Here is a 21,551-nt window from a genome sequence, read left to right as displayed (position 1 = left end):
CCGCGGCCGGCCGGCCTGCCCGTGCTGCCGTGGCCGAACGCGGCACACGACGCCGGCCGCGCCGGCCGTACCGTGGTCACCGGCCCGGACGATCCCACGGTGCTGTCCGCGCCGTGGCCGTACCAGGCGGCCGGTGTGGTCGGCGGCGAGCCGGCGATCGGGGCTGACGGGGTCGCGTTCGTGGCCGCCGACGACGGCACGCTGGCCGCCGTCGGCTCGGACGCGTCGGTGCTGTGGACGCGGCGGCTGCCGGGGCGGCTGGCGAGCACGCCGTCGTTGACCTACGGCGGCGATCGCCGGTGGGTGACGGTCGGCGACGGCTCCGGCGAGCTGGCTGTGCTGGACGCCGAGACGGGCACGATCGGCTGGACCGCACGGGTTCCGGCCGGGGTCAGCGTGCCGGTGATCGCGAGGCTGCGCGGTCCGGCCCTGCACACGGTTTTCGCCCAGGACGACGACGGCGGGGTGCACGGCCGTGACCAGACGGCGCCGGGGAATCCGGCGAGCGGCTGGTCCACCGCGCCGGGTACGGCGGACGGCCTGGTCATCGCGCTCTCCGAGGGCGGCGTGGTGATGCCCGACCAGCACAAGTACGAGCTGGTCTACGCGATCCGCGGCGCAACCGTCGTCTGCCTGGACCGGGCCACCGGAGCCGAACTCGGTGTATCGCCGTCGCTCGGCATGCGCGTCACCACCCTCACCCCGGTCGAGGACGCGGTGCTCGCCGGCGGCGACGGTGCGCTGACCTCGCTCAGCCCGGACTGCGCCGGCGTCCTGTGGTCGGAGAGCGTCGGCGCGGCAGTCACCGGCGTGGCCCGCGGACCGGGTCGCGGCCTTGCCGTGGTGGCCGGCAGCCGGGTCATGGCATACGAGCACACCGGCTCGCCGGGCCAGTGGTCGCAGCGGTGGACGCAGACCCTGAAAGCAGTGCCGGCCATCGGGTCCGGTGTCACCGTGGACGCGGCCGGCACGATCGTCGTCCCGGTCGCGCAGAGCGTCACCGCGTACCGATGGCCGACCGCGCCCAACGGCAACCAGCTCGCCTGGTCGGTCCGGCTCGGCGGCCCGGTGGCCGCACCGGCGGTCGACGGCGCGGGACGCCTCTACGTCCCGCAGGGTTCGCGCGTCGAGGTGGTGGACGAGAAGCCGGCCTTCAAGCTGGCGTACGCCGACAGCGCCCGCCTGCACACCCTGCGCGAGGTCTACGGTGTCGTCGACCCGGCCCGCACGGTGGCGCTCGCCGGGGCCGGCGGCGAGTCGGAGCCGTCGTTCCCGCGCAATCCCGGCGCCCTGGCCTGGAGCACCCCGCCCGGCCCCGCCGCCACCGCCGGCAACGACGCCGGCCACCGGGTCACCGGTAATCCCGCGCCCGGCGTCAGCCAGCACGACGCCGCGCTGAGTCCGCTCCACGACATCACCGGGCAGTCGCTGCTGCCCGACCGCAAGTCCTACCTGGGGTACACCGACACGCCGAGCGCCGTACGTTTCCGGCTGCTGCCGGGCGCGGCGTCGGTGGACGCCGCCCAGTTCGCGGTCGCGCAGGGCATCGCTGCCGCTGACGCCGCCTCGCTGACCGGCCCGTCGCTGCGCACCGCGCATCCCGCCTTCGCGCCGGACGGCACGAAGGCGGCCTGGACCGAGTGCCCGGCCTTCGGCGCCGGCAGCATCGTGGTGCTCCAGCTGGCCACCCGTCAGGTGGTCCGGCGCACCGTGTCACCGTCGGAGAGGCTCTCCTGCGCCGAGCGGGCGCCGGTCTTCTCGCCGGACAGCCGCTGGCTGGCGGTCGAGTCCGGCAACGGCATCACCGGTCTTGAGCTCGGCGGGCCGGGTACCTTCGCCGTGGCGCCCTTCGGCGTGCCCGGCGCGAGCTACCGCCAGCCGACCTGGTCGCCGGACGGCACCCGCATCGCGGTCACCCTGGTCAGTGGCGGCCAGACCAGCATCCTGTCGCTGGCCGGCCCCGGCTTCGGCGGCGCCGCGAACGCGCTCGTGCAGCAGGCCGGCCACCCGAGCTACCACCTGTCGAAGCTGCCGGCGCCGATCGTGCGGCAGCTCGGCGGCGGCCCGGCCGGCAAACCCGACGGCCAGCGGCCCGGCGAGGTCATCGACGTCTACGGCCAGGGCTTCGATCTGGTCCGGCCGCAGGGCAACCACGTCTACTTCACGCACACGCAGCGCCATCGGCCCCTTCTGGGCCAGGTGGTGGGCGGGCGAGTCGATCCGACGACGGGTCTCGGCGTTCTTTCCGTACGGGTACCCGACCTCGCCGGGAATGGCCCGCTCACCGTGGTCACCGGCGCCGGCCGCTCAGCCGTACCGTTCACCGTGCTGCCCACCCCGCTGGAGGCGCGGAACCGCCGTTCGGTGCCGGGTCACCGGATCCGGGTCTTCGGCCGCGGGTTCGACCTGTCCCCGGCGACCAGCACCCGCGTGGTGTTCCGGGCTCCGGACGGCAAGGAGCTGTTCGGCACGGTGACCGGTGGAGGCGTGGAGGGCGACCGCGAGTTCCTGACGGTGACCGTCCCGGACGGCGTGGCCGACACGGCTCAGCCGCTGCGCACCGAGTCCAACGTGATCGGGGCGACCGGCGTGGGCTTCGACTGCGGCGACGAGCCCTGCCGGTTCACCCGGCTACGGCCGGTGGTCACCCTGACCCGCGACGACGCGACCCTTCCCGCTCAGCGATGGCAGGTCACCGGCGGCATGACGTTGCGGATGACCGCCAGTGACCTGCCGGCGGACCCGTACTTCGGCACCGGCAAGGGGCTGGAGCTGCTGGTCATGCCCCAGGACAAGCCTGGCGGAACGGACTGGCGGCTGCCGTTCCGCACCGGCGCGGCCACGGTGCCCGTGCTGCCGCTGCCGGCGACCACCGGCGACACCGTCGCCGCAACTGCCACCGCCGTCTTCAACCGCGGGCCCTCCCCTGCCTGGGACCGGTGGGGCGACCTCGACGTGTGGTTCAGCGACCCCAGCCTGCCGGCCCGGCCGAACGGGCAGCTCCGCCCGATCGCCCGCGCCTACCTGCAGTCCCCTCGGCTCAACATCCCGGTCGTGTTCGTCTCCGGCACCAGCGGGTCACCACTGACCCTGAACGGGCCGGCGTTCACCGCCGCCTACCCCGGCGAGGTGCAGTCCTTCCCCGGCTTCTGCTGGAACTGCGTGCTGGCCGCCTCCGGCGGACCGATCCCGGTGAACCCGGGACCGAACGACACGCGGGGGCCACGGGTCTGGCTCGGGCCGGACTTCCTCGACCCCGCACCCGGAATCGAATCCCTGCTCGCGCTCTGCTCGCAGATGTCCGCGTGCCAGCTGGCACTGGGCCCGGTGCTGAGCACGCTGTGCGCGGCCACCGGCATCGTCTGCGTCGCGCCGCCGCTGCCCCACCAGGCGGTCTCGCCGCGGATCGGCTACAGCGACGCGCTCGCCTTCACCGCGGCGGGCACCCCGGTCAACCCGCAGATCGGCCCGTCCGCCGCGGACGCGGTGTTCCGCGCCATCACCCTGCACCCGGCACTGGCCAGCCTGCTCGGCTATCCGAACGAGCCGGTGTACGAGGACCTGCTCGCGTTCCTCACCGGGGCTACCGGCCCCGGCAACTCGGTGGTACCGGTGGACAGCCTGGGCCGCCCGCTGATCGACGCCCGCGGCCTGGCCCGGCCGCGGGCGCTGGGCTCGGGGGCCGACGGTCTCTACGTGTTCCCGTACGACTGGCGCACCGCGATGCCGGCCCAGGCCACTGCCCTCAACACGTTCATCAGCTCCGTACTGGCCCGGCCGGACGTGTCCTCGGTGGACACCAATCCCGCGCTGCCCGGCGTACAGCCGATCGATCGCGTCATGGTGATCACGCACAGCCTGGGCGGCCCGGTCAGCCGGCTGGCATACCTGCAGCGCCCCGACCTCACCGACCAGGTGGTCAGCTTCGGCGGCGCGTTCGGCGGCGTCGGCAAGACCCTCAAGATCGCCGAGATGGGCGACGACTGGGGCATCGGCATGAACAGCGGCTTCTTCAACATCCTGGAGCACGCGGGGTGGGGCATCTCGCTCGCGCCGTGGCGCGCCCAGCGCCTGTCGCGGAACTGGCCGACCGCCTACGACCAGACCTTCAACTCGCCCACCTGGTTCGACGACGACGGCGACACCGTACGGGGCTACCGGGTGGACCGGACCGTCATCGATCTCCCTGGCGACCACGTCGACACCTTCGGCGAGCTGCTGACACACCAGCGCAGCAAGAACACCGCCCTGGCCGACGCCGCGGCCGCGTTCTGGCAGCCACCCGGGCAACCCGGCGGAGTCGCGCTGGACAACTTCCTCGCCGGCACCGGGACGGTCTTCCACTACCGGGTCATCGGGCAGGGCGCGCCGGCACCGACGCAGATCGGCGCGCACCGCACCAACGAGCCCGCCCTCAACTGCAATCCGCTCGATCCGATCGCCGTGGCGGCCGACTGCCTGCCGACCAACCCACCGCGATGGGTGACACCGCTCGAGGCGGACGGGGACAACACGGTGCCGTACAAGACCGCCGTCGGCCGGGTGAACGCCCTGGACGACCGGGTGTTCGTCCTACCGGGCGCCGCGATGCCGGTACCCACCGGCTCAACGACGCCACTGGCCTGCGCTCAGGCGAACGGCGCGATGACCGGCAGCCCTGCCGACGCGTGCAAGCTGACCCACCTCAACCTGCCCAACTACGGCGTCTCGCTGACGCTTCTCAACGACATTCTCGGCGGCCGCGCCTCACGGCACAGCGACCTGGCCGCGCTGGGGCTGCCGTTCGGCCGCCAGCCGAACGCCGACCCGCTCACCGGCCCGGTGCTCGAGGATCTGTCGAAGCTGACCATGGCCACGCGTGTCGCGCCGGCCCGGGCGAACGCCGGCGGCGACCTCGACGTCGTGGTCCGCGGGATGGTGCGGGTACGCGTCCGCGACAGCGCCGGGCACGTCTTGGGCGCGGCGCCCCGGGACCGGAACGGCGCCCGGCCGGTGCTCACCGACATTCCCGGTGCGACGTACCGGCCCGCCACCGTGCTCGGCATCGCCGGCACCGGGAACGCCCGGCTGACCCTGCCCGGCGGACGCGGGGGCTACGACGTCGAGCTGATCGCGCCGGCCGCCACCACGGCGGAGCTGATCGTGCGCGGCCCCGCCGCCGGATCCGCCCTGCCGCCGACGAACCTGACCGCCGGGCAGACGGTACGCCTGCATGTGAGCGCGGCGGGCCGGGTGACCGGCAGCACCGGCCACAAGGTGCCGATCGACCGCCTGGACGCCACCGGCGCCGCCGACCGGCGCCCGCCCAAGAGCATCGCCGTGATCGCTGACGGCCGGCTCACGGTACGGGTGAGCGACGACGGCGCCGGCGTCCGCGATGTGTGGCTGCTCGTCGACGGCCGCCGGGTGCCGTACACGGCGCCGACCACGGTGGCGCCCGGCCGGAAGGTCACCGTCTACGCGACCGACCGCGCCGGGAACATCGAAACCCCGCACCCGCCGAGTCACCGAAATCCGTGACCCGGAACGCGGTTTCCCCCGATGTTCGCCGGTGCCCGGCCGCCGCAGAATTCTGGTGGCGGCCGGAATCGGTCGCCAACCGGCTCACGGGAGGCCAAGAAATGCCGGGAGAATTGATCGTGGTTCCCGCGTGGTGGGACCCCAAGGAACGAAAAGTGATTTTCGACGACACCACCATTGTGTGTGGGGTTCTGGTCGCTACCGACCAGGGCATGGTGTTCGCCGGACCGGATGGCATCGCGTTCGAGATACCGGCCGACGACCTGGTGATGAACTGGGCCAAGATGGGGTTCGGCTGCTGGCTGACCTCCGCGTCGAGCACCTATCTGGTCTACCTGGCACCGCCTACCGACGGCTCTCCCCGGCTGACCCGGGACGCCGTTCAGCGCATCGCCGGCTGGCTGACCACGGCAGGCGACCTTGCCACCCTCACCGACGCGGTCACCGACCTGGGCTCCGCCGCGGACGCCTTCGGCCTCGGCGGCGTGCTCGGCAACTCCATCAAGACCGTCTCCAGCGTCGCGGCGCTGCGCCGCGCCCGGCTGAGCCGGCGTGCCCTGCAGCAGCGTTTCGCCGCCGCCTGACCCGGAACCCACAGACAGGAATCGACCATGGAAATCGCAGCGATCATCACCGGGCTTCTCGCGGTGCTGGCCGGGTTCCTACCCGGCCTGTCCTCCGGGCGGCGCGCCTTCGCCATTCTCGGCGGTGCCGGATTCGCCGTCTACGGCATCTACGTCCTCAATCAGGAATCCGGCACCTACACCTTCCCGATCTACCTCTTCCTGCTGCCGATCTTCATTCTGTTGAGCGCCGCGAGCGGCGCGCGGAATGACGAATGAGTGGAATGGCGAGAATACGGATGCTCGGGCGACGCTCCCGGAGGAAGCGCAGCATCACCTCGACGATGTCCGCACCCAGCTCCAAGCCGACGCCTCGTCGCCCATCGGGGGGCGCGAGCCGGCTCTGGCCGTCACCGAGCGCGCACCCGTCACGTCCGGCATCCCAACGTCACGGTCCGGGCGGGGAGGCTCGTCCGGACAACCCTTTAGCGCGGGTTCTGGTCGATCAGGCGCCTGAGGACGTAGGGCATGATGCCGTTGTGCCGGTAGTAGTCGGCCTCCCGGTCGGTGTCGAGTCGCGCGATTGCTGTGAATGTGACGGCATCGGCGGTGATCGTGACGGTGCGGCCGGAGCCGAGCCCGGTGATGTCGTATCGTTCCTCGCCGGTGAGGCCGAGCGTTTCGGCCGACTCTCCGGGCAGGAACTGCAGCGGCAGGATGCCCATGCCGATCAGGTTGGACCGGTGGATCCGCTCGAACGACTCGGCGATCACGGCACGTACCCCGAGCAGTGCCGGCCCCTTCGCGGCCCAGTCCCGTGAGGAGCCGGTGCCGTAGTCCTTGCCGGCGAGCACCACGAGCGGAGTCCCGGTCTGCTGGTAGGCCATCGCAGCGTGGAAGATCGGCACGACTGCGGAAGAGTCCGCCAGGCGGGTGAAGCCGCCTTCGACGTCGGGTACGAGCTGGTTGCGCAGCCGCACGTTGGCGAAGGTGCCGCGCATCATGACCTCGTGGTTGCCGCGCCGCGACGCGTAGGTGTTGATGTCGAACGGCGCGACGCCGAGATCGGTGAGGTAGCGGCCGGCCGGGGTGTGCAGCGGGATGGCGCCGGCCGGGCAGATGTGGTCGGTGGTGATCGAGTCACCGAGTTTGACGAGCACGCGGGCATCGCGGATGTCGGTGAGCGGCGCCGGTTCCCGAGAAAGAGCCTCGAAGTAGGGCGGCCGGCGCAGATAGGTCGACTGCTCGTCCCAGGCGAACCGGGAGCCGGCCGCGACGGGCAGCGCCTGCCAGCGTTCGTCGCCGGTGAACACGTCGGCGTAGACGTCGGTGAACAGGCGCGGGGTGATGCTGGCGTCGATGATGTCGCGCACCTCGTGCGGGCTCGGCCAGATTTCGCGCAGGTACACCGGCCGGCCGGAGGGGTCGTCGCCGAGCGGTTCGGTGGTGAGGTCGATGTTCATCGTCCCGGCGATGGCGTAGGCGACGACCAGCGGCGGCGAGGCGAGGTAGTTCATCCGCACGTCGGGGTTGATGCGGCCGTCGAAGTTGCGGTTGCCGGAGAGCACGGCTGCGACGCTGATGTCGTGTTCGCGTACCGCGGCGGCGACGTCGGGGATCAGCGGGCCGGACGCGCCGATGCAGGTCATGCAGCCGTACCCGGCCAGGTTGAAGCCGAGGGTGTCGAGGGCTTCGGTCAGACCGGCCCGGTCGTAGTAGCCGGTGACCACCCGTGATCCGGGCGACAGGGTGGTTTTGACCCACGGTTTGGTGCGCAGGCCGCGGGCGACGGCGTTGCGGGCGAGCAGGCCGGCGGTGACCATCACGGCCGGGTTGGAGGTGTTGGTGCAGGAGGTGATCGCGGCGATGGCGACATGGCCGTGCTCGATCGGCCCGGTCACGGGTTGCAGGTCGCGGGTGGCGTCGCGGAAGGACTGCTTGGCATCGGTGAGCGCGACCCGGTCCTGCGGCCGGCGGGGTCCGGCGAGCGACGGAACAACAACCCCAAGATCAAGATCAAGGACTTGGGTGTACGCGATGACGCGGTCCGGTTCGTGCCAGAGGCCTTGGGCTTTGGCGTACGCCTCGACCAGGTCGACGTGCCCGGCCGTGCGGCCGGTGAACCGCAGGTAGCGCAGGGTTTCGTCGTCGATCGGGAAGTAGGCGCAGGTAGATCCGAACTCCGGGGCCATGTTGGCGATGGTGGCCCGGTCGGCGAGGGTGATGCCGGCGACGCCGGTGCCGGAGAACTCGACGAACTTGCCGACGACGCCGTGGCGGCGCAGCAGTTCGGTGATGGTCAGGACGAGGTCGGTGGCGGTGCTTCCGGCGGGCAGGGCGCCGTGCAGGCGGACGCCGACGACGTCGGGCAGCGGGATCGACAGGGATTCGCCGAGCATGACGGCCTCGGCTTCGATGCCGCCGATCCCCCAGCCGAGCACGCCGAGCCCGTTGACCATGGTGGTGTGCGAGTCGGTGCCCAGACACACGTCGGGGAACGCCTGCCCGTTCTCGGCGGTGACGACCCGGGCCAGGTATTCGATGTTGACCTGGTGCATGATGCCGGTGCCGGGCGGGACGACGGCGAAGTTGTGCAGGTTCTGCTGTCCCCAGCGCAGGAAGCGGTAGCGCTCGGCGTTGCGGCCGTACTCGATCTCGACGTTGCGGTCGCGGGCGTCGGGGCTGCCGAAGACGTCGGCGATGACCGAGTGGTCGATGACGAGCTCGGCCGGGATCAGCGGGTTGACCCGGGCCGGGTCACCGCCGAGGCCGGCGAGGGCGTCGCGCATCGCGGCCAGGTCGACCAGCGTCGGCACGCCGTTGGTGTCGTGCAGGAACGCCCGCGTCGCATGCAGATCCACCGCCGTTGCCGGCGAGCCCGACCCGTCCCAGTTCAGCAGGGCCGGGACCTGGTCGTGGTGGCCGTGGCGCAGCAAATTCTCCAGCAGGATCCGCAGGCTGTAGGGCAGGTCGCCCGGCGCGAGCTCGTCGATGCGGTGGATGACGTGGGTGTCGCCGCCGACGGTCAGCGTCGAGCGGGTGTCGTAGGAGTTCACGCTCGCTCCGGGATGTCCTGGTCGAAGACGGGTGTGGCGTACAGGTTGGTCTTGTTCAGCACACACCGGTCGACGACGGTCAGCCAGTCGGCGTAGTGCGGTGCGGCCCGGTGCGCCTGCCGGAACGCCTGCTCGTCGGTGTAGATCTCGTAGAGCAGGAACCGGTTCGGTACGCCGGTGACCCGGTGGACGTCGAAGCGCAGGCAGCCGGGCTCGTCGCGCAGCGAGGCTCGCGCGTTGACCGCGATGCCCTGAAGGAACTCGTCGACGCGTTCAGGCCGCACATCGAGGGTGACGATCACGGTAAACATCAGGCCGCCACGCCGTTCAGGTCGAACGGCACCGCGCAGGAGGCTGCCAGGTCGCGCAGGTCGGCGACGGTCTTGGCGGTCAGGGCGACGCCGTCGCGCCGGCCCCGGTCCTGCGCCCGGTTCTCGATCTCGCCGGGGTAGAAGATCTCGTCGGCGTCGCGGGCCAGCGGCACCTGTTTGGTGATGCCGATCAGGTCGTCCAGGCGCTGCGCGAAGCCGTCCGGCTCGGTGAAGGCGCCGATGCGCAGGGCGATGACCAGGTGTCCGCAGCCGCTGCGCCGGTCCGGCACGTACGGGCCGACCACGCCGGTGGCGTAGTTGCTGCCGGTGAGCACTCCGGACAGCACGTCCATCATGAACGAGATGGCGTAGCCCTTGTGCCCGGCCATCGGCGCGAGGACGCCGTCGATCGCTGCTTGGGGGTCGGTGGTGGGCACGCCCTCGGCGTCGACGGCCCAGCCCTCGGGGATCGGTTCGCCGCGTTCCCGGGCGGCGTAGATCTTGCCGCGGGCCACGCCGGTGTTGGCGATGTCGAGCACGACGGGGCCGTGCTCGGCGCCGGGCGCGGCGATCGACCAGGGGTTGGCGCCGACGCTCTTCTCGCGGCCGCCGGTCGGGGCCATCGCCGGGCTGCCGTTGGTGGTGAGGATGCCGATGCAGCCGGCCTCGGCCATGGTCCGCGTCCAGTAGGCGGCGGTGCCGAAGTGGTTGCTGTTGCGTACGGCGACGGCGGCGACGCCGTGCTGCGCGGCGCGGGTGACCGCGTCGCGGCAGGCGTGGTCGGTGATGACCTGGCCGACGCCGTCGCGGCCGTCGATGACGGCGACCGGCCCGCTGTCGACCACGGTTTGCGGCCGGGTGACCGGGTCCATGACGCCTGCGCGGATCCGGGCCACGTACCAGGGCAGCCGCAGCATGCCGTGCGAGGTGTGGCCCCACAGGTCGGCGGTGACCAGGCTGTCGCTGACCAGCCGGGCGTCGGTTTCCGGGACACCGGCAGCGGCCAGGATCCGCGCGCCGAGGTCGACGAGCCGCTCGGTGTCGAACAAGGTGGTGGTCATCGGAGGCCTGCCCGCAGCCGGTCGGCCTGTTCCTCGGTCAGTGGGCGGGTCTTGTGCCCGTCGAGCAGCAGGAACAGCCGGGCGGTCTCCTCCAGCTCCTCGACGGCGTCGGCGGCCGCGGCCAGGTCGGCGCCGGCCACGACCGGGCCGTGGTTGGCCAGCAGGAACGCGTGGTGGTCGCGGGCGATGCGTTCGGCGGTCTCGCGCAGCGTCGGGTCGCCCGGTGCGTGGTACGGCAGCAGCGGTAGCCGGCCGACCCGCATCACGTAGTAGGCGGTCAGCGGCGGCAGCACGTCGTCGGGGTTGAGGTCGGCCAGGCAGGAGACGGCGACCGAGTAGGTGCTGTGCAGGTGGATGACCGCGCCCGCGCCGGGCCGGGCCCGGTAGACGGCGGCGTGCAGGAAGCCCTCCTTGGAGGGTTTCGGCCCGTCGACGTGGGCGCCGTCGAGGTCGATGACCGACAGTTCGGCCGCGTCGAGGGTGCCGAGGCTGGCGCCGGTGGGCGTCAGCAGGATGTGGTCGCCGTCGCGGACGCTGATGTTGCCGGTGCGCCCGAAGGTCAGGCGGCGGGCGAACAGGGAGGCGCCGAGGTCGGCGATCTGCCGGCGGATGTCGCTCATGGTGTTTCCTTCATCGCGCGGACGAGCAGGTCGGGGCTGCCGAAGTTGCCGGATTTGAGCAGCAGTCGCAGCGGTGGGGTGCCGGTGGTGGCGCACCAGGGCACGCCTGGGTCGGCTTCGTCGCCGACCACGACCGCGTCGACGCCGAGGGCGGCGACGACCGCGCCGGAGGTCTCGCCGCCGGCCACGACGATGCGGCGGGCGCCGAGTTCGACGGCGGTGCGCGCGAGGGCGCCGAGGGCGCGTTCGAGGATGTCCGCGGTCTTCTCCCCCATCGCGGCGATGCCCGCCACACGCTGCTCGGCGGTGGCCGAGGAGTAGATGAGGACCGGGGTGCCGTCGTAGGTGGCGCGCAGCCAGGCGTCGGCCTTGTCGAGCAGGGCCTCCGGGTCCGGGGTGGCGGCCGGGTCCAGCCGGTACGACGGGAACTCGGCCCGGGCCCGGTCGACCTGGCCGAGGGTGGCCGCGGAGCAGCTGCCCGCCAGCACGATGCCGGGGCCGGTGATCGGGTCGTGCCGGGTCGCGGGCGCCCGGATGCCGGCGAGCAGGTCGCCGCGGGCCCCGGCGAGGCCGGCGCCGCCGGTCAGCACCGCGAAATCCTCGGCCGCCGCAGCGACGGTCTGCAGGTCGCCGTCCTGGGTCGCGTCGACGACGACGTGCCGGATTCCGCCTTCCCGCAGTCGTTCGAGGTGCGCGGCGACGGCCTCGCGTCCGGCGCGCACGACCGGCAGCGGCAGCAGACCCACCGGTCGTGAGGTCTGCCTGCTCAGCACCCGTACCAGAGAAGGGTCTGTCATCGGCGTCAGCGGATGATGACGCATCGGCGACTCGGACAGCAGCGTGCCACCGACGAACAGGTGCCCCTGGTAGACGGTGCGCCCGTGCCCGGGTGAGGCGGGGCAGATCAGTGTCATCGGGCTGCCGGTCGCGTCCAGCAGCGCGTCGGTGACCGGGCCGATGTTGCCGGCGTCGGTGGAGTCGAACGTGGAGCAGTACTTGAAGTAGATCTGACCCGCGCCGTGCCGGCGCAGCCAGCCGTGCACGCGCAGGCTCTGCTCGACGGCGTCGGCGGCCGGCACGGTGCGGGTCTTGAGGGCCACGACGACCGCTTCGCTGTCGGCGGGCAGCCGCAGGTCCGGCCGTGGGATCCCGAACAGCAGCGTGGTGCGCAGCCCGGCGCGGCGCAGGGCGGCGGCGACGTCGGTGCCGCCGGTGTAGTCGTCGGCGATGCACCCGATCACTGCGCCGCTCCCGCCTCGGCGAAGTGGCGCCGCAGCCGTTGCGCGGCCAGCTGCGGAGGGCTGAGCACCGGCACGGACACCGCCCGCTGCGCGGCCACCTGCGCCGGTGAGATCGAGAACTGCCCGAGAACGATCAGATCAACATCCTTTGGTACGGCCTGAACCGCCGTGGCGACGACCTGATCGAGGGCTTCGGGGTCGCCGGCGGTGGTCGCGGCGCGGGCGCCCTCGACGACGCCGGCGGTGATCCGCGGGCCGTCGCCGAGATGGGCACGCAGCCGGGCGGCGGTGTCGTCGGCCCCGGCACGCACCGGGCCGAGCACGCTGATCCGCTTCGCGTCGCGGGCGGCGACGTCGTCGAACAGCGCCTGGTCGGACGCGAGGACCGGCACCGCGACGGTGGCGGCGAGCTCGTGCGCGACCGGCCCGTACATCGAGCAGGTGAGCAGGACGGCGTCGGCGCCGCCGTCGACGGCGTACCGGATCAGGGTCTGCATCCGCCGGTGCAGGCCGGCGGTCAGGCCGCCGGCCTGTTCGGCCTGGCTGATGAGCAGGTCGTCGAGCAGATTCCAGAGGCTCGCTGTGGGAAAGTCGGCGGCGAAGGCGGCGTGTGCGGGGCCGATGGACGCCGGGGTGGCGTGGATGAGGGCGACGACGGGCTGGCTGGTGCCCACGGGTGTCCTTTCGACAGGCCGGCTCCGGCGGCGCCGCTGGGGGCAGGCGCCGCCGGGCGGTGGGAGGATCGTCAGGCGGCGCGGATCGCGTCGACGACCGCCGTGGTGAAACCGCTGGTGGTGGCAGTGCCGCCGAGGTCGCGGGTGCTGACACCGGCGGCGACGGCCGCGGCGACGCCCGCCTCGACGCGGCGGGCGGCGTCGCGCAGCTTCTCGTCGTCGTGCTTGGCGGCCAGCCAGTCGAGCAGCATCGCGCTGGACAGGATCATGGCGATCGGGTTGGCGATGTCGCGGCCGGCGATGTCGGGCGCCGATCCGTGGGCGGCCTGGGCCATGGCGTGGGTGTCGGACGAGTTGATCGACGGGGCGATGCCGAGCGAACCGGCGATCTCGCCGGCCAGGTCGGACAGGATGTCGCCGAACATGTTCTCGGTGACGATCACGTCGAACGCGTCGGCGCGGCGCACCAGGTGCACGGTCATGGCGTCGATGTGGAAGTCGTCGACGGACACTTGCGGGTAGTCGGCAGCGACCGCACGGCACACGTCGCGGAACATGCCGGTCGTCATCTTCAGCACGTTGGCCTTGTGCACGATCGTGACCCGCTTGTCGCGGCGCATGGCGAGTTCGAACGCCGAGCGGGCGATGCGCTCGACCGCGGGGCGGGTGATGATGCCCATCGCGATGGCGACGTCCGGAGACGGCATGAACTCGCCGGTGCCGGCGTAGGTGGACCGGTCGGCGTAGAAGCCCTGGGTGTTCTCCCGCACGATGACCAGGTCGGTGCCGGGGACGACCGCGTTGCCGCCGTCGAAGGACTTGGCGGGGCGGATGTTGGCGTACAGGTCGAAGTGTTTGCGGATGGTGCCGCTGGGGTTGAGCTTCGAACGGTGCGGCTCCGGGTAGGCGGCGCTGTCGTGCGGGCCGAGCAGCCACCCGTCGAGCCCGGCGAGGGCCGCCAGCGTCGACTCCGGCACGGCGGTGTCGTGCTCGGCGATGGCGGAGGCTCCGAGCGGTAGTTCGATCCAGTCGATGGGGGCGAGGCCGGCAGCGTCGATGGCCGCGTCGAGGACCGTCACCGACGACGGAACAATCTCCGGTCCGATGCCGTCGCCGTGCAGGACCCCGAGGGTGTAGCTGGTCATGGGTGCTGGTCTCGCTTTCAGGAGGGGATGGTCAGCAGTTCGGCGGCTTCGGCGTCGGGCACCACGGCCTTGGGATAGAGCAGGGCGGCACCGGGCGCGAAGGTCAGGCAGACGGTGCCGGTCAGGCCGGACTCGGTGCTCTGGACCTGGACCACGTGGTTGCCGAGCTTGAGGTCGTACTCGTAGCGGGCGCCGACGTAGGAGCTGGTCAGGATGTCGGTGGTGAGGCAGTTGCCGGTAGCCGTCTCACCCGGCGGCAGCACGGTCAGTCGCTCGGGCCGGATGGCGACGGTGACGTCCTGGCCGGTGGTGACCGGCTGGTCGCTGTCGACGGTGATCACGTCGCCGCTGGCGTCGAGGCGGATGCGGCTGCGCCCGTCGCTGGTGTCCTCGACGCGGCCGAGCAGGAAGTTGCAGCGGCCGACGAAAGCGGCCACCTCCGGCGCGGCGGGGGCTTCGTAGATTTCCTTCGGTGTGCCGATCTGCAGCATGCGCCCTTCGGACATGACCGCGATCCGGTCGCTGAGGGCGAGGGCCTCGTCCTGGTCGTGGGTGACGTAGACGGTGGTGATGCCCAGTTCCTCCTGCAGCCGCTTGAGCCAGGCGCGGGCCTGTTCACGCAGTTTCGCGTCGAGGTTGGACAGCGGCTCGTCGAGCAGCAGCACCGACGGCGAGTAGACCAGGGCCCGGGCCAGCGCGACGCGCTGCTGCTGGCCGCCGGAGAGCTGGTGCGGGTAGCGGTCGGCCAGGTGCGCCAGGCCGACCTTGTCGAGGGCGTCGGCGATGCGGTCCTGCTTGTCCTTCTTGCTCGCCTTGCGGATGGTCAGCGGCATGGCCAGGTTCGCGGCGACGGTCATGTGCGGCCACAGCGCGTACGACTGGAAGACCATGCCGAGGTTGCGTTCCTCGGGCGTACGGAACGTCTTGGTGGCGGTGTCGACGAAGGTGGTGTCGCCGACGGCGATCCGGCCGCCGGTCGGTTGTTCCAGACCCGCGATGCAGTTCAGCGTCGTGGACTTGCCGCAGCCGCTCGGGCCCAGCAGGGTGAAGAACTCGCCGTCGCGGATGGTGAAGTCGACCTCGTGCAGCACAGTGACGTCGCCGAACTTCTTGAACAGGTGGCTGACGGTGACGTCAGGCATCGCGGTGTCCCTTCATGAGCAGCCCGGCCACGCCGACGAAGACGGCGGTGATGACGATCTGGATGGTCGCGAGGGCGGCGACGGAGCCGGTGTTGCCCTGGACCCAGAGCTCGAGCATCGTGGTGCCGAGGATGTTGGAGTCGGCGGAGCCGAGGAAGATCGCCGGCGAGTACTCCTTGAGCATCGTGACGAACGTGAGGATCATGGCGCCGGCGAAGGCGGGCACCATGAGCCGCCCGAGGATCCGGGTGAAGGTGCGCAGCCAGTCCGCGCCGGAGACCCGGGCCGCGTTGTCGAGTTCCGCGCCGAGCTGCATCACCGACGGGGCGATCGAGCCGAATCCGCTGGGCAGTGCCCGCAGGCCGAAGCCGATGACCAGCGCGAACAGGGTGCCCTGGATCAGGCTGCCGGCGCCGAACGGTGCGTAGGCGAAGGCCCAGAACAGGCCGATGCCGATGATGATGCCGGGCATCGCCTGCGGCGCCAGGGACAGGTACTCCACGGCGCGGCGGAACCGGAAGTTCGAGCGGCGGGCGACGATGACGGCCAGCACGGACAGTGCGCTGACCAGGACGGCGCCGACCGCGGCGACGATCAGGCTGTTGACGATCGAGCGGGTGTACGCCTCGAAGGTGAAGATCCGTTCGTAGTTGGCGCCGGTGAGCGTCTTGAACGGTGACTGCAGCGGCGTGAAGATCAGCGTGAACGAGCGGAAGATCAGCCCGAGGATCGGCAGCAGCGCCCCGAAGATCACGTAGATGCCGATGGCGACGATGCTGACCCAGTTGAGCCAGCCCAGGTCGAGCCGGCGCGGGCGGGTGGCCTTGCCGCGGACGGACACGAATCGCTGGGCGTCCTTGAGCAGCTTGGCCTGCACGGCGACCAGGCCGACGGTGACCACCAGGATCAGCGCGGACGCCGCTCCGAGGATCCCGTAGTCCGGGTCGATCGATTGCAGGCCGTTGCTGTACAGGAAGGTGGAGAACACCGAGATGCCGACCGGCTGGCCGTAGAGCAGCGGGACGCTGAGCGTCTCGACGGACATGCTGAACACCAGGATCGAGCTGTAGACCATCGGCGGGCGCAGCATCGGCACGATCACCGAGAACAGGATGCGCAGCGGCTTGGCGCCGCACACCTGCGCGGCGGACTCCAGGGAGGCGTCCGACTGGCGCAGGGCGTTGGCGCAGAAGACGTACGCGATCGGGGCGAGCGCGACGGCCTCGGTGACCGCCATGCCGGGGATCGAGTAGAGGTTCCACGGCACGGTGCCGATCCAGGTGCGCACCTCGGTGCTGACGAACCCGGCCGGGCCGTACAGGGTGATCCAGCCGAAGCCGAGGATCAGCGAGGAGATGAAGAACGGCCACTGCATCGCGGCGGCGAAGAACCGGGCGCCGGGCAGTTTGGTGCGGACCACGGCGATCGCCATCGGGACGGCGATGACCAGGGTGAGCACGGTCGTGCCGACGGCGAACAGCGCGGTGTTGAGGATGACCGTGCCGAAACCGGCGTCGGTGAACAGCCGCACGTAGTTGTCAGCGGTCAGGACGCCGCCGGCCTCGTACAGCGGGCGGTCCAGGACCGACTGGTAGAGGGTGGGCACGACGGGGGCGAGTACGAGCAGGGCGAGCAGTGCCAGGACGGCGTACTGGACCCAGAGCTCCCGGCCGGCGCCGAGGAATCGCCGGTAGCGCGGTGGTGTCAGCGCCGGCGCGGTTGCGGTTGACATGTGAACTCCGCTCACTGAGCCAGCAGGCCGTTCCAGCGGTCGGTGAACTGCTGGACGTCGGCGTCGGGCACGAGCTTGTAGTCGACGCGGATGACCTTGTCCTCGCCGACCTTCTGGACGACTTCCTGATAGGTGTGCAGGCCCTCGGCCTGGGGCACGTCCTCGCGGTAGGAGGTCAGCCCGCCTTCGGCGACCGCCCGCTGCCCCTCGGAGGAGAGCACGAAGTCGGTGAACAGCTTCGCGGTGGCGGCGTGCGGCGCCTTCGGGGCGATGCCGATGCCGCGGGGCAGCACGGTGGTGCCGTCGTCGAGGAAGGTGACCTGGAACAGCCCGCCGCTGTTCTTGACCACCGGGTAGGCGGGTGCGGCGGAGATGAAGAAGCCGACCAGGTACTCCCCGGCGAGGATCTTCTCGGTCTGGGTGCCCGACGAGGTCTCCGGGCGGGCCAGCGGCAGCAGCTGCTGCAGGTTGTTCCACGCGTTGGGGTCGGCCTCGGTGAACGCGTGCGACACGGTGAACCCGAAGGCGCCCTTGACGTCCCGGGTGGTGATCTTGTTCTCGAACTTCTTGCGGTCCTTGTTGACCAGCGCAGCGAGGCTGGCCAGACCGGTCGGCGCCTCGGGGACCAGCTGGGTGTTGTAGGCGATGGTCATCGGGTCCATCGACATCGCGTAGACGTTCGGCATCAGCTTCGCGAACTCGGGCAGCTTCGCGAGCTCCGGAGACTCGTAGGCGAGCAGCCGGTCCTTGCCGTCCTCGTTGTACTCGGCCCAGGCCTGCGCGGCATTGGAGACCAGGATGTCGGCGGGAGAGTTGCCGGTGGCCTGCTCACTGAGGACGCGCTGGAAGACCTCGTCGCTGTCCAGGTTGTTGGCCGAGATCTTGGTGACCCACGGGTACTTCTTCTTGAAGTCGCGGAAGATCGGCGCCCAGTTCTCCTGGTCGGTGTTGGAGTAGATGGTCAACTCGCCACCCTCGCCCTTGGACGCCTCGATGAGCTGGGCGTACTCCGCGGGGTAGTAGTCCGGGGCCGTGCCCTCGGCAATCTGGTTCGGCGGTGCGGCGGGTTCGTCGGCGCCGCCGCAGGCGGTCAGCGCGGCGGCGGTGGTGAGGGCGAGCAAGGAAGCGATCAGTCGTCTGGACAAAAGTTCACGGCTCCTTGATGCGGAGGAAACATCGCTGTGGGGAACGCCACCCACCATGGAGGTTATAACCTATAGCCGTCAACCTCTCGGCTGAAGATTCTTCAAGTGCGAGGCGCGATAACCGGGCAAAACGTCGAGTAGCAGCTTGCCATCTGCCCGCCGCCTACGAGGTGAGGTGACCGCGATTCGCCCTGAGGGAGACCAGAAGAGTCCGCGATCGTGTAGGTTATAAGCGACCTCGGGAGGGTGCATGACGGAGCCTTACTCCACCAAGAGCGACTTCGCCTACAGCCGGCTGCGCGAGCTGATACTGACCGGCGAGTACGAGCCCGGCACGGTCCTGAACCAGGCGTTGCTCGCCCGCGAGATCGGCATCAGCACCACGCCGCTGCGCGAGGCCCTGCGCCGGCTCAAGTCCGAGGGCCTGGTCGAGCTCGACGCCCACCGCGACGCCCGGGTCACCCCGCTGACCGGCGAGGAGGCCCGCGACCTGCTCGAGATCCGCATGTCGCTCGACCCGCTCGCCGCCGCGCTGGCCGCCGAGCGGCGCAGCACCTCCGACATCCGCGAGATCCGCGAAGCCATCGAGGGCCTGCACCCGCTGCTGCACAACCCGAGCTTCGTCGACCTGGTGGCACACCGGCGGTTCCACACCGCCATCTACACCGCCTCGCACAACGAGATCCTGATCAGCACCCTCGACGCCCTCTGGGACAAGGCCGACCGGTACCGGCGCCTCGGCCTGGAGGTCGAACGCACCCAGGAAGAACGCGACATCAAAGCAGCCGAGCACCGCGAACTGCTGGAATGCGTCATCAACCGCGACGCCGCCGGCGCCGCGGACGTGATGCGCCGGCACATCGACACCAGCCTGGGCGCCAAAGCCGCCACCCGGCTCAACGCCGGAAAGCTGGAGGCGAACTCCTGAACCAGACCGCCCTGCTGCTCGCGCACACGGTGCTGGTCCAGGCCGTCACCTTCGTGCTGCGCCCGGCCGCCACCTACCAGGCCCTCGATCTGGCCGTGCCGGCCGCCTGGCTCGGCGTGCTCGGCGCCAGCTTCGCCATCGTCCCCCTGCTGCTGGCAGCGCCGTCCGGCCAGGCCGTCGACCGGTTCGGCGAACGACGCGTGCTGATCGCCGGCCCAGCGCTGCTGACCGCCGCCGCCGCGGCGTTCGTCGGCCTCGGTGACTCGGTCGCCGGGCTGATCGCCGCGACCATGCTGCTGGGCACCGGACATCTCTGCTCCGTGGTCGGCCAGCAGGCCCTGGTCGCCAACAACACCCCGCCCGGCAGGTACGACACCGCGTTCGGCTACTACACCTTCGCGGCCTCGCTCGGGCAGGCGCTCGGACCCGGGCTGATCGTGGTCTTCGGCGGCGAACGGACCGTTCCCGACACCCACGCCATCTTCCTCGGCGCCCTGGCTCTGACCATCCCGCTGCTGGCCGCCGCGATGTTCATGCGCCCCTCCGGGCACCACCGCCGGCCCGCCGGCCCGGACACCGGAGGATTCGCCGACCTGCTGCGCCGGCCAGGACTCGTACGCGCCCTGGCGGTCAGCTGCATCGTGCTCGCCGCCGTCGACATCACCCTGGTCTACCTGCCCGCGCTCGGCGCCGAACGCGGCATCGCCGCCGGCGCCATCGGCCTGCTACTGACCCTGCGCGCCCTGGCATCGATGACCTCCCGGCTCTTCCTGGGCCGGCTGGCCGCCGCCGTCGGCCGCCGGCGGCTGCTGGTCGGCACCGTCACCCTGGCCGCGGCGGGCATGGCCATCATCCTCATCCCGATGCCGCTGTGGCTGATGGCGGTGATCGTGGTGCTCACCGGCCTCGGTCTCGGCGCCGGACAGCCACTCACCATGTCCTTCCTGGCCGAATCCGCACCACCCGGCGCCCGCGGGCGGGCGATGTCGCTGCGCCTGACCGGCAACCGGCTCGGCCAGGTCCTGATCCCCAGCACCGCCGGCGCGCTGGCCGTCGGCACCGGCGCCGCCGGCGTCCTGGCTCTCACGGCCGCCGGCCTCGCCGGCGCGGCCGTCGCCGCCGGCAACCTTCACCACGACGAAAGGAACGACCATGACTAACACCGCCGATCTGTACGACGAGTACGGCGACAAGCTCGGCTCATGCGACACCCAGCTGCGGCAGTACGGCGGCGCCGCCGTCTTCCGCGGCCCGGCGGTGACCGTCGCCTGCTTCGAGGACAACGCGCTACTCAAGTCCGTGCTCAGCGAACCCGGCAAAGGCCGGGTGCTGGTGGTCGACGGTGGCGGCTCGGTGCACCGCGCGCTGATGGGCGACGTCATCGGCGGCCTCGCCGTGAGCAACGGCTGGGCCGGCGTCATCATCAACGGCGCCGTCCGGGACGTGGCCGCACTGCGGGAACTGCCGATCGGCATCAAGGCACTCGGCTCCAACCCGCGCAAGAGCACCAAGACCGGCGCCGGCGACCGCGACGTCGTGCTCGAGTTCGGCGGCTGCAGCTTCGTCCCCGGCGCCGAGGTGGTCAGCGACGACGACGGCATCGTCGTCCTGCCCCACTGAGGTGGTTACACCACCGGCACCTGACTGCTGCCCGACTGGCGAGGCACCATCAACGACACCACCGGCGCAGCCGCTGGGGGCTTGCCGGCTGTCCAGACGCCTCGTCGGGCAGCACGGGTTGGTAGAGCAGATACAGCGGCCAAATCCATGAAACGAGGAACCCGTCCGGGTGAACTCTTACCGGACGGGTTCCTCGTGCACCAATCAAGGCACGAGGAGATGTTCGCCGGGGTTACGACCTCGGCGATCGCTTTCGAGCCAGAATCGTCGGGTCCACAGGCCGCTCCCGCTGGAGAGCTTGCCCTTGTCGCGGGTCTGCCCGTGAGTCGACCTGCAACAGCAACGTGATCCCAGTACGGACTCAGGCTTCCACGGTTTTGGCGAGCCAGCCCGCCGATCTCCGGGAAGTGGTGGTAGAGACGATCACACCGCCGTGGACGGAAAAGCACTGGTCAGCACGGGTAGAGACAAGCCATTCGGAACAGCCGATCACCACCGGATCGCCACGTCCCACCTGCCGCTGCTCGCGCATGGCTCGTCGGCTACCGGGATGCGGGCCAGTGCTCCGGCCTTCTAGGCCGGGGGTGAAGGCCCGTGCTGGGAGGGCCGTCAAGGCCCGGGCAGTGTCCTAGCCTTGCGCCTGCTCGCTCTGCTCGGCTACGGGGACCGGCACGATCGCGGCGATCCGGCGGCCGTGGTTGGTCACGTAGATGATCCGACCGCGCACGGTGACGTTGTTGAGGGTGGCGGCGAGCGCCAGCCTCAGTTCGCGGACGCTGATCTCGTTCGGGGT

Annotated in this window: 17 protein-coding genes; 6 read left to right on the top strand and 11 right to left on the bottom strand. The window is 71.1% G+C overall.

Going from position 1 to position 21,551, the window contains the following annotated elements; translation table 11 throughout:
- Positions 1–21: 21 nt before the first annotated feature.
- From AB0F81_RS41855 to AB0F81_RS41845, 3 genes are all read left to right on the top strand, one after another.
- Complete coding sequence (locus AB0F81_RS41855) at positions 22–5,520, top strand: PQQ-binding-like beta-propeller repeat protein (protein ID WP_360207748.1); 5,499 nt, start codon at positions 22–24, stop codon at positions 5,518–5,520.
- A gap of 155 nt (positions 5,521–5,675) precedes the next feature.
- Positions 5,676–6,104, top strand: a complete 429-nt coding sequence (locus tag AB0F81_RS41850) for a hypothetical protein (RefSeq protein ID WP_360207745.1) — start codon at positions 5,676–5,678, stop codon at positions 6,102–6,104.
- A gap of 27 nt (positions 6,105–6,131) precedes the next feature.
- Positions 6,132–6,362: a hypothetical protein gene (locus AB0F81_RS41845; RefSeq protein WP_360207743.1), complete on the top strand. Its 231-nt coding sequence runs from the start codon at positions 6,132–6,134 to the stop codon at positions 6,360–6,362.
- A gap of 206 nt (positions 6,363–6,568) precedes the next feature.
- Here the strand turns inward: AB0F81_RS41845 and acnA are convergent, their stop codons facing one another.
- The 10 genes from acnA to AB0F81_RS41795 all read right to left on the bottom strand — a co-directional run bounded on the left by acnA (position 6,569) and on the right by AB0F81_RS41795 (position 18,210).
- Complete coding sequence (gene acnA / locus AB0F81_RS41840; RefSeq protein ID WP_360207740.1) at positions 6,569–9,139, bottom strand: aconitate hydratase AcnA; 2,571 nt, start codon at positions 9,137–9,139, stop codon at positions 6,569–6,571.
- Positions 9,136–9,450, bottom strand: coding sequence for a putative quinol monooxygenase (locus tag AB0F81_RS41835; protein ID WP_360207737.1), 315 nt, complete (start codon positions 9,448–9,450; stop codon positions 9,136–9,138). The genes acnA and AB0F81_RS41835 overlap by 4 nt, the downstream gene beginning before the upstream one ends.
- The gene (locus tag AB0F81_RS41830; protein WP_360207734.1) at positions 9,450–10,511 is read right to left on the bottom strand and encodes an Ldh family oxidoreductase; all 1,062 of its coding nucleotides are present in this window, start codon (positions 10,509–10,511) and stop codon (positions 9,450–9,452) included. The genes AB0F81_RS41835 and AB0F81_RS41830 overlap by 1 nt, the downstream gene beginning before the upstream one ends.
- Positions 10,508–11,131, bottom strand: a complete 624-nt coding sequence (otnC, locus tag AB0F81_RS41825) for a 3-oxo-tetronate 4-phosphate decarboxylase (RefSeq protein ID WP_360207731.1) — start codon at positions 11,129–11,131, stop codon at positions 10,508–10,510. Before otnC ends, AB0F81_RS41830 begins: the two co-directional genes overlap by 4 nt.
- Positions 11,128–12,372 (bottom strand): 3-oxo-tetronate kinase, encoded by a 1,245-nt coding sequence (gene otnK, locus AB0F81_RS41820; RefSeq protein ID WP_360207729.1) that lies wholly within the window; start codon positions 12,370–12,372, stop codon positions 11,128–11,130. The genes otnC and otnK overlap by 4 nt, the downstream gene beginning before the upstream one ends.
- Positions 12,369–13,046, bottom strand: a complete 678-nt coding sequence (locus AB0F81_RS41815) for an aspartate/glutamate racemase family protein (protein WP_360207726.1) — start codon at positions 13,044–13,046, stop codon at positions 12,369–12,371. The genes otnK and AB0F81_RS41815 overlap by 4 nt, the downstream gene beginning before the upstream one ends.
- 71 nt (positions 13,047–13,117) lie before the next feature.
- A complete protein-coding gene (locus AB0F81_RS41810; protein WP_360207723.1) occupies positions 13,118–14,191 on the bottom strand; it encodes an isocitrate/isopropylmalate dehydrogenase family protein in 1,074 nt (357 codons plus the stop codon).
- A 17-nt stretch (positions 14,192–14,208) separates the two neighbouring features.
- Positions 14,209–15,333: an ABC transporter ATP-binding protein gene (locus AB0F81_RS41805; protein WP_360207720.1), complete on the bottom strand. Its 1,125-nt coding sequence runs from the start codon at positions 15,331–15,333 to the stop codon at positions 14,209–14,211.
- Positions 15,326–17,065: an iron ABC transporter permease gene (locus AB0F81_RS41800; protein WP_360207718.1), complete on the bottom strand. Its 1,740-nt coding sequence runs from the start codon at positions 17,063–17,065 to the stop codon at positions 15,326–15,328. The genes AB0F81_RS41805 and AB0F81_RS41800 overlap by 8 nt, the downstream gene beginning before the upstream one ends.
- 11 nt (positions 17,066–17,076) lie before the next feature.
- The gene (locus AB0F81_RS41795) at positions 17,077–18,210 is read right to left on the bottom strand and encodes an extracellular solute-binding protein (RefSeq protein ID WP_360207715.1); all 1,134 of its coding nucleotides are present in this window, start codon (positions 18,208–18,210) and stop codon (positions 17,077–17,079) included.
- Between the two features lie 250 nt (positions 18,211–18,460).
- Between AB0F81_RS41795 and AB0F81_RS41790 the strand changes: the two genes are divergently transcribed.
- The 3 genes from AB0F81_RS41790 to rraA are packed head-to-tail and all read left to right on the top strand — an operon-like array spanning position 18,461 to position 20,758.
- Entirely contained in the window at positions 18,461–19,138 is a 678-nt protein-coding gene (locus tag AB0F81_RS41790; RefSeq protein ID WP_360207712.1) for a GntR family transcriptional regulator, read from the top strand.
- Between the two features lie 29 nt (positions 19,139–19,167).
- Positions 19,168–20,298: an MFS transporter gene (locus AB0F81_RS41785; RefSeq protein ID WP_360207709.1), complete on the top strand. Its 1,131-nt coding sequence runs from the start codon at positions 19,168–19,170 to the stop codon at positions 20,296–20,298.
- Entirely contained in the window at positions 20,291–20,758 is a 468-nt protein-coding gene (gene rraA, locus AB0F81_RS41780; protein WP_360207706.1) for a ribonuclease E activity regulator RraA, read from the top strand. Before AB0F81_RS41785 ends, rraA begins: the two co-directional genes overlap by 8 nt.
- Positions 20,759–21,119: 361 nt before the next feature.
- Here rraA and AB0F81_RS41775 read toward each other — a convergent pair whose 3' ends face one another.
- Entirely contained in the window at positions 21,120–21,290 is a 171-nt protein-coding gene (locus AB0F81_RS41775) for a hypothetical protein (RefSeq protein ID WP_360207703.1), read from the bottom strand.
- Positions 21,291–21,551: the final 261 nt, after the last annotated feature.

Source organism: Actinoplanes sp. NPDC024001, from assembly GCF_040638955.1.
In the GTDB taxonomy this organism is placed as follows: Bacteria; Actinomycetota; Actinomycetes; order Mycobacteriales; family Micromonosporaceae; genus Actinoplanes.
This window is presented reverse-complemented; position numbering and strand designations above follow the sequence as displayed.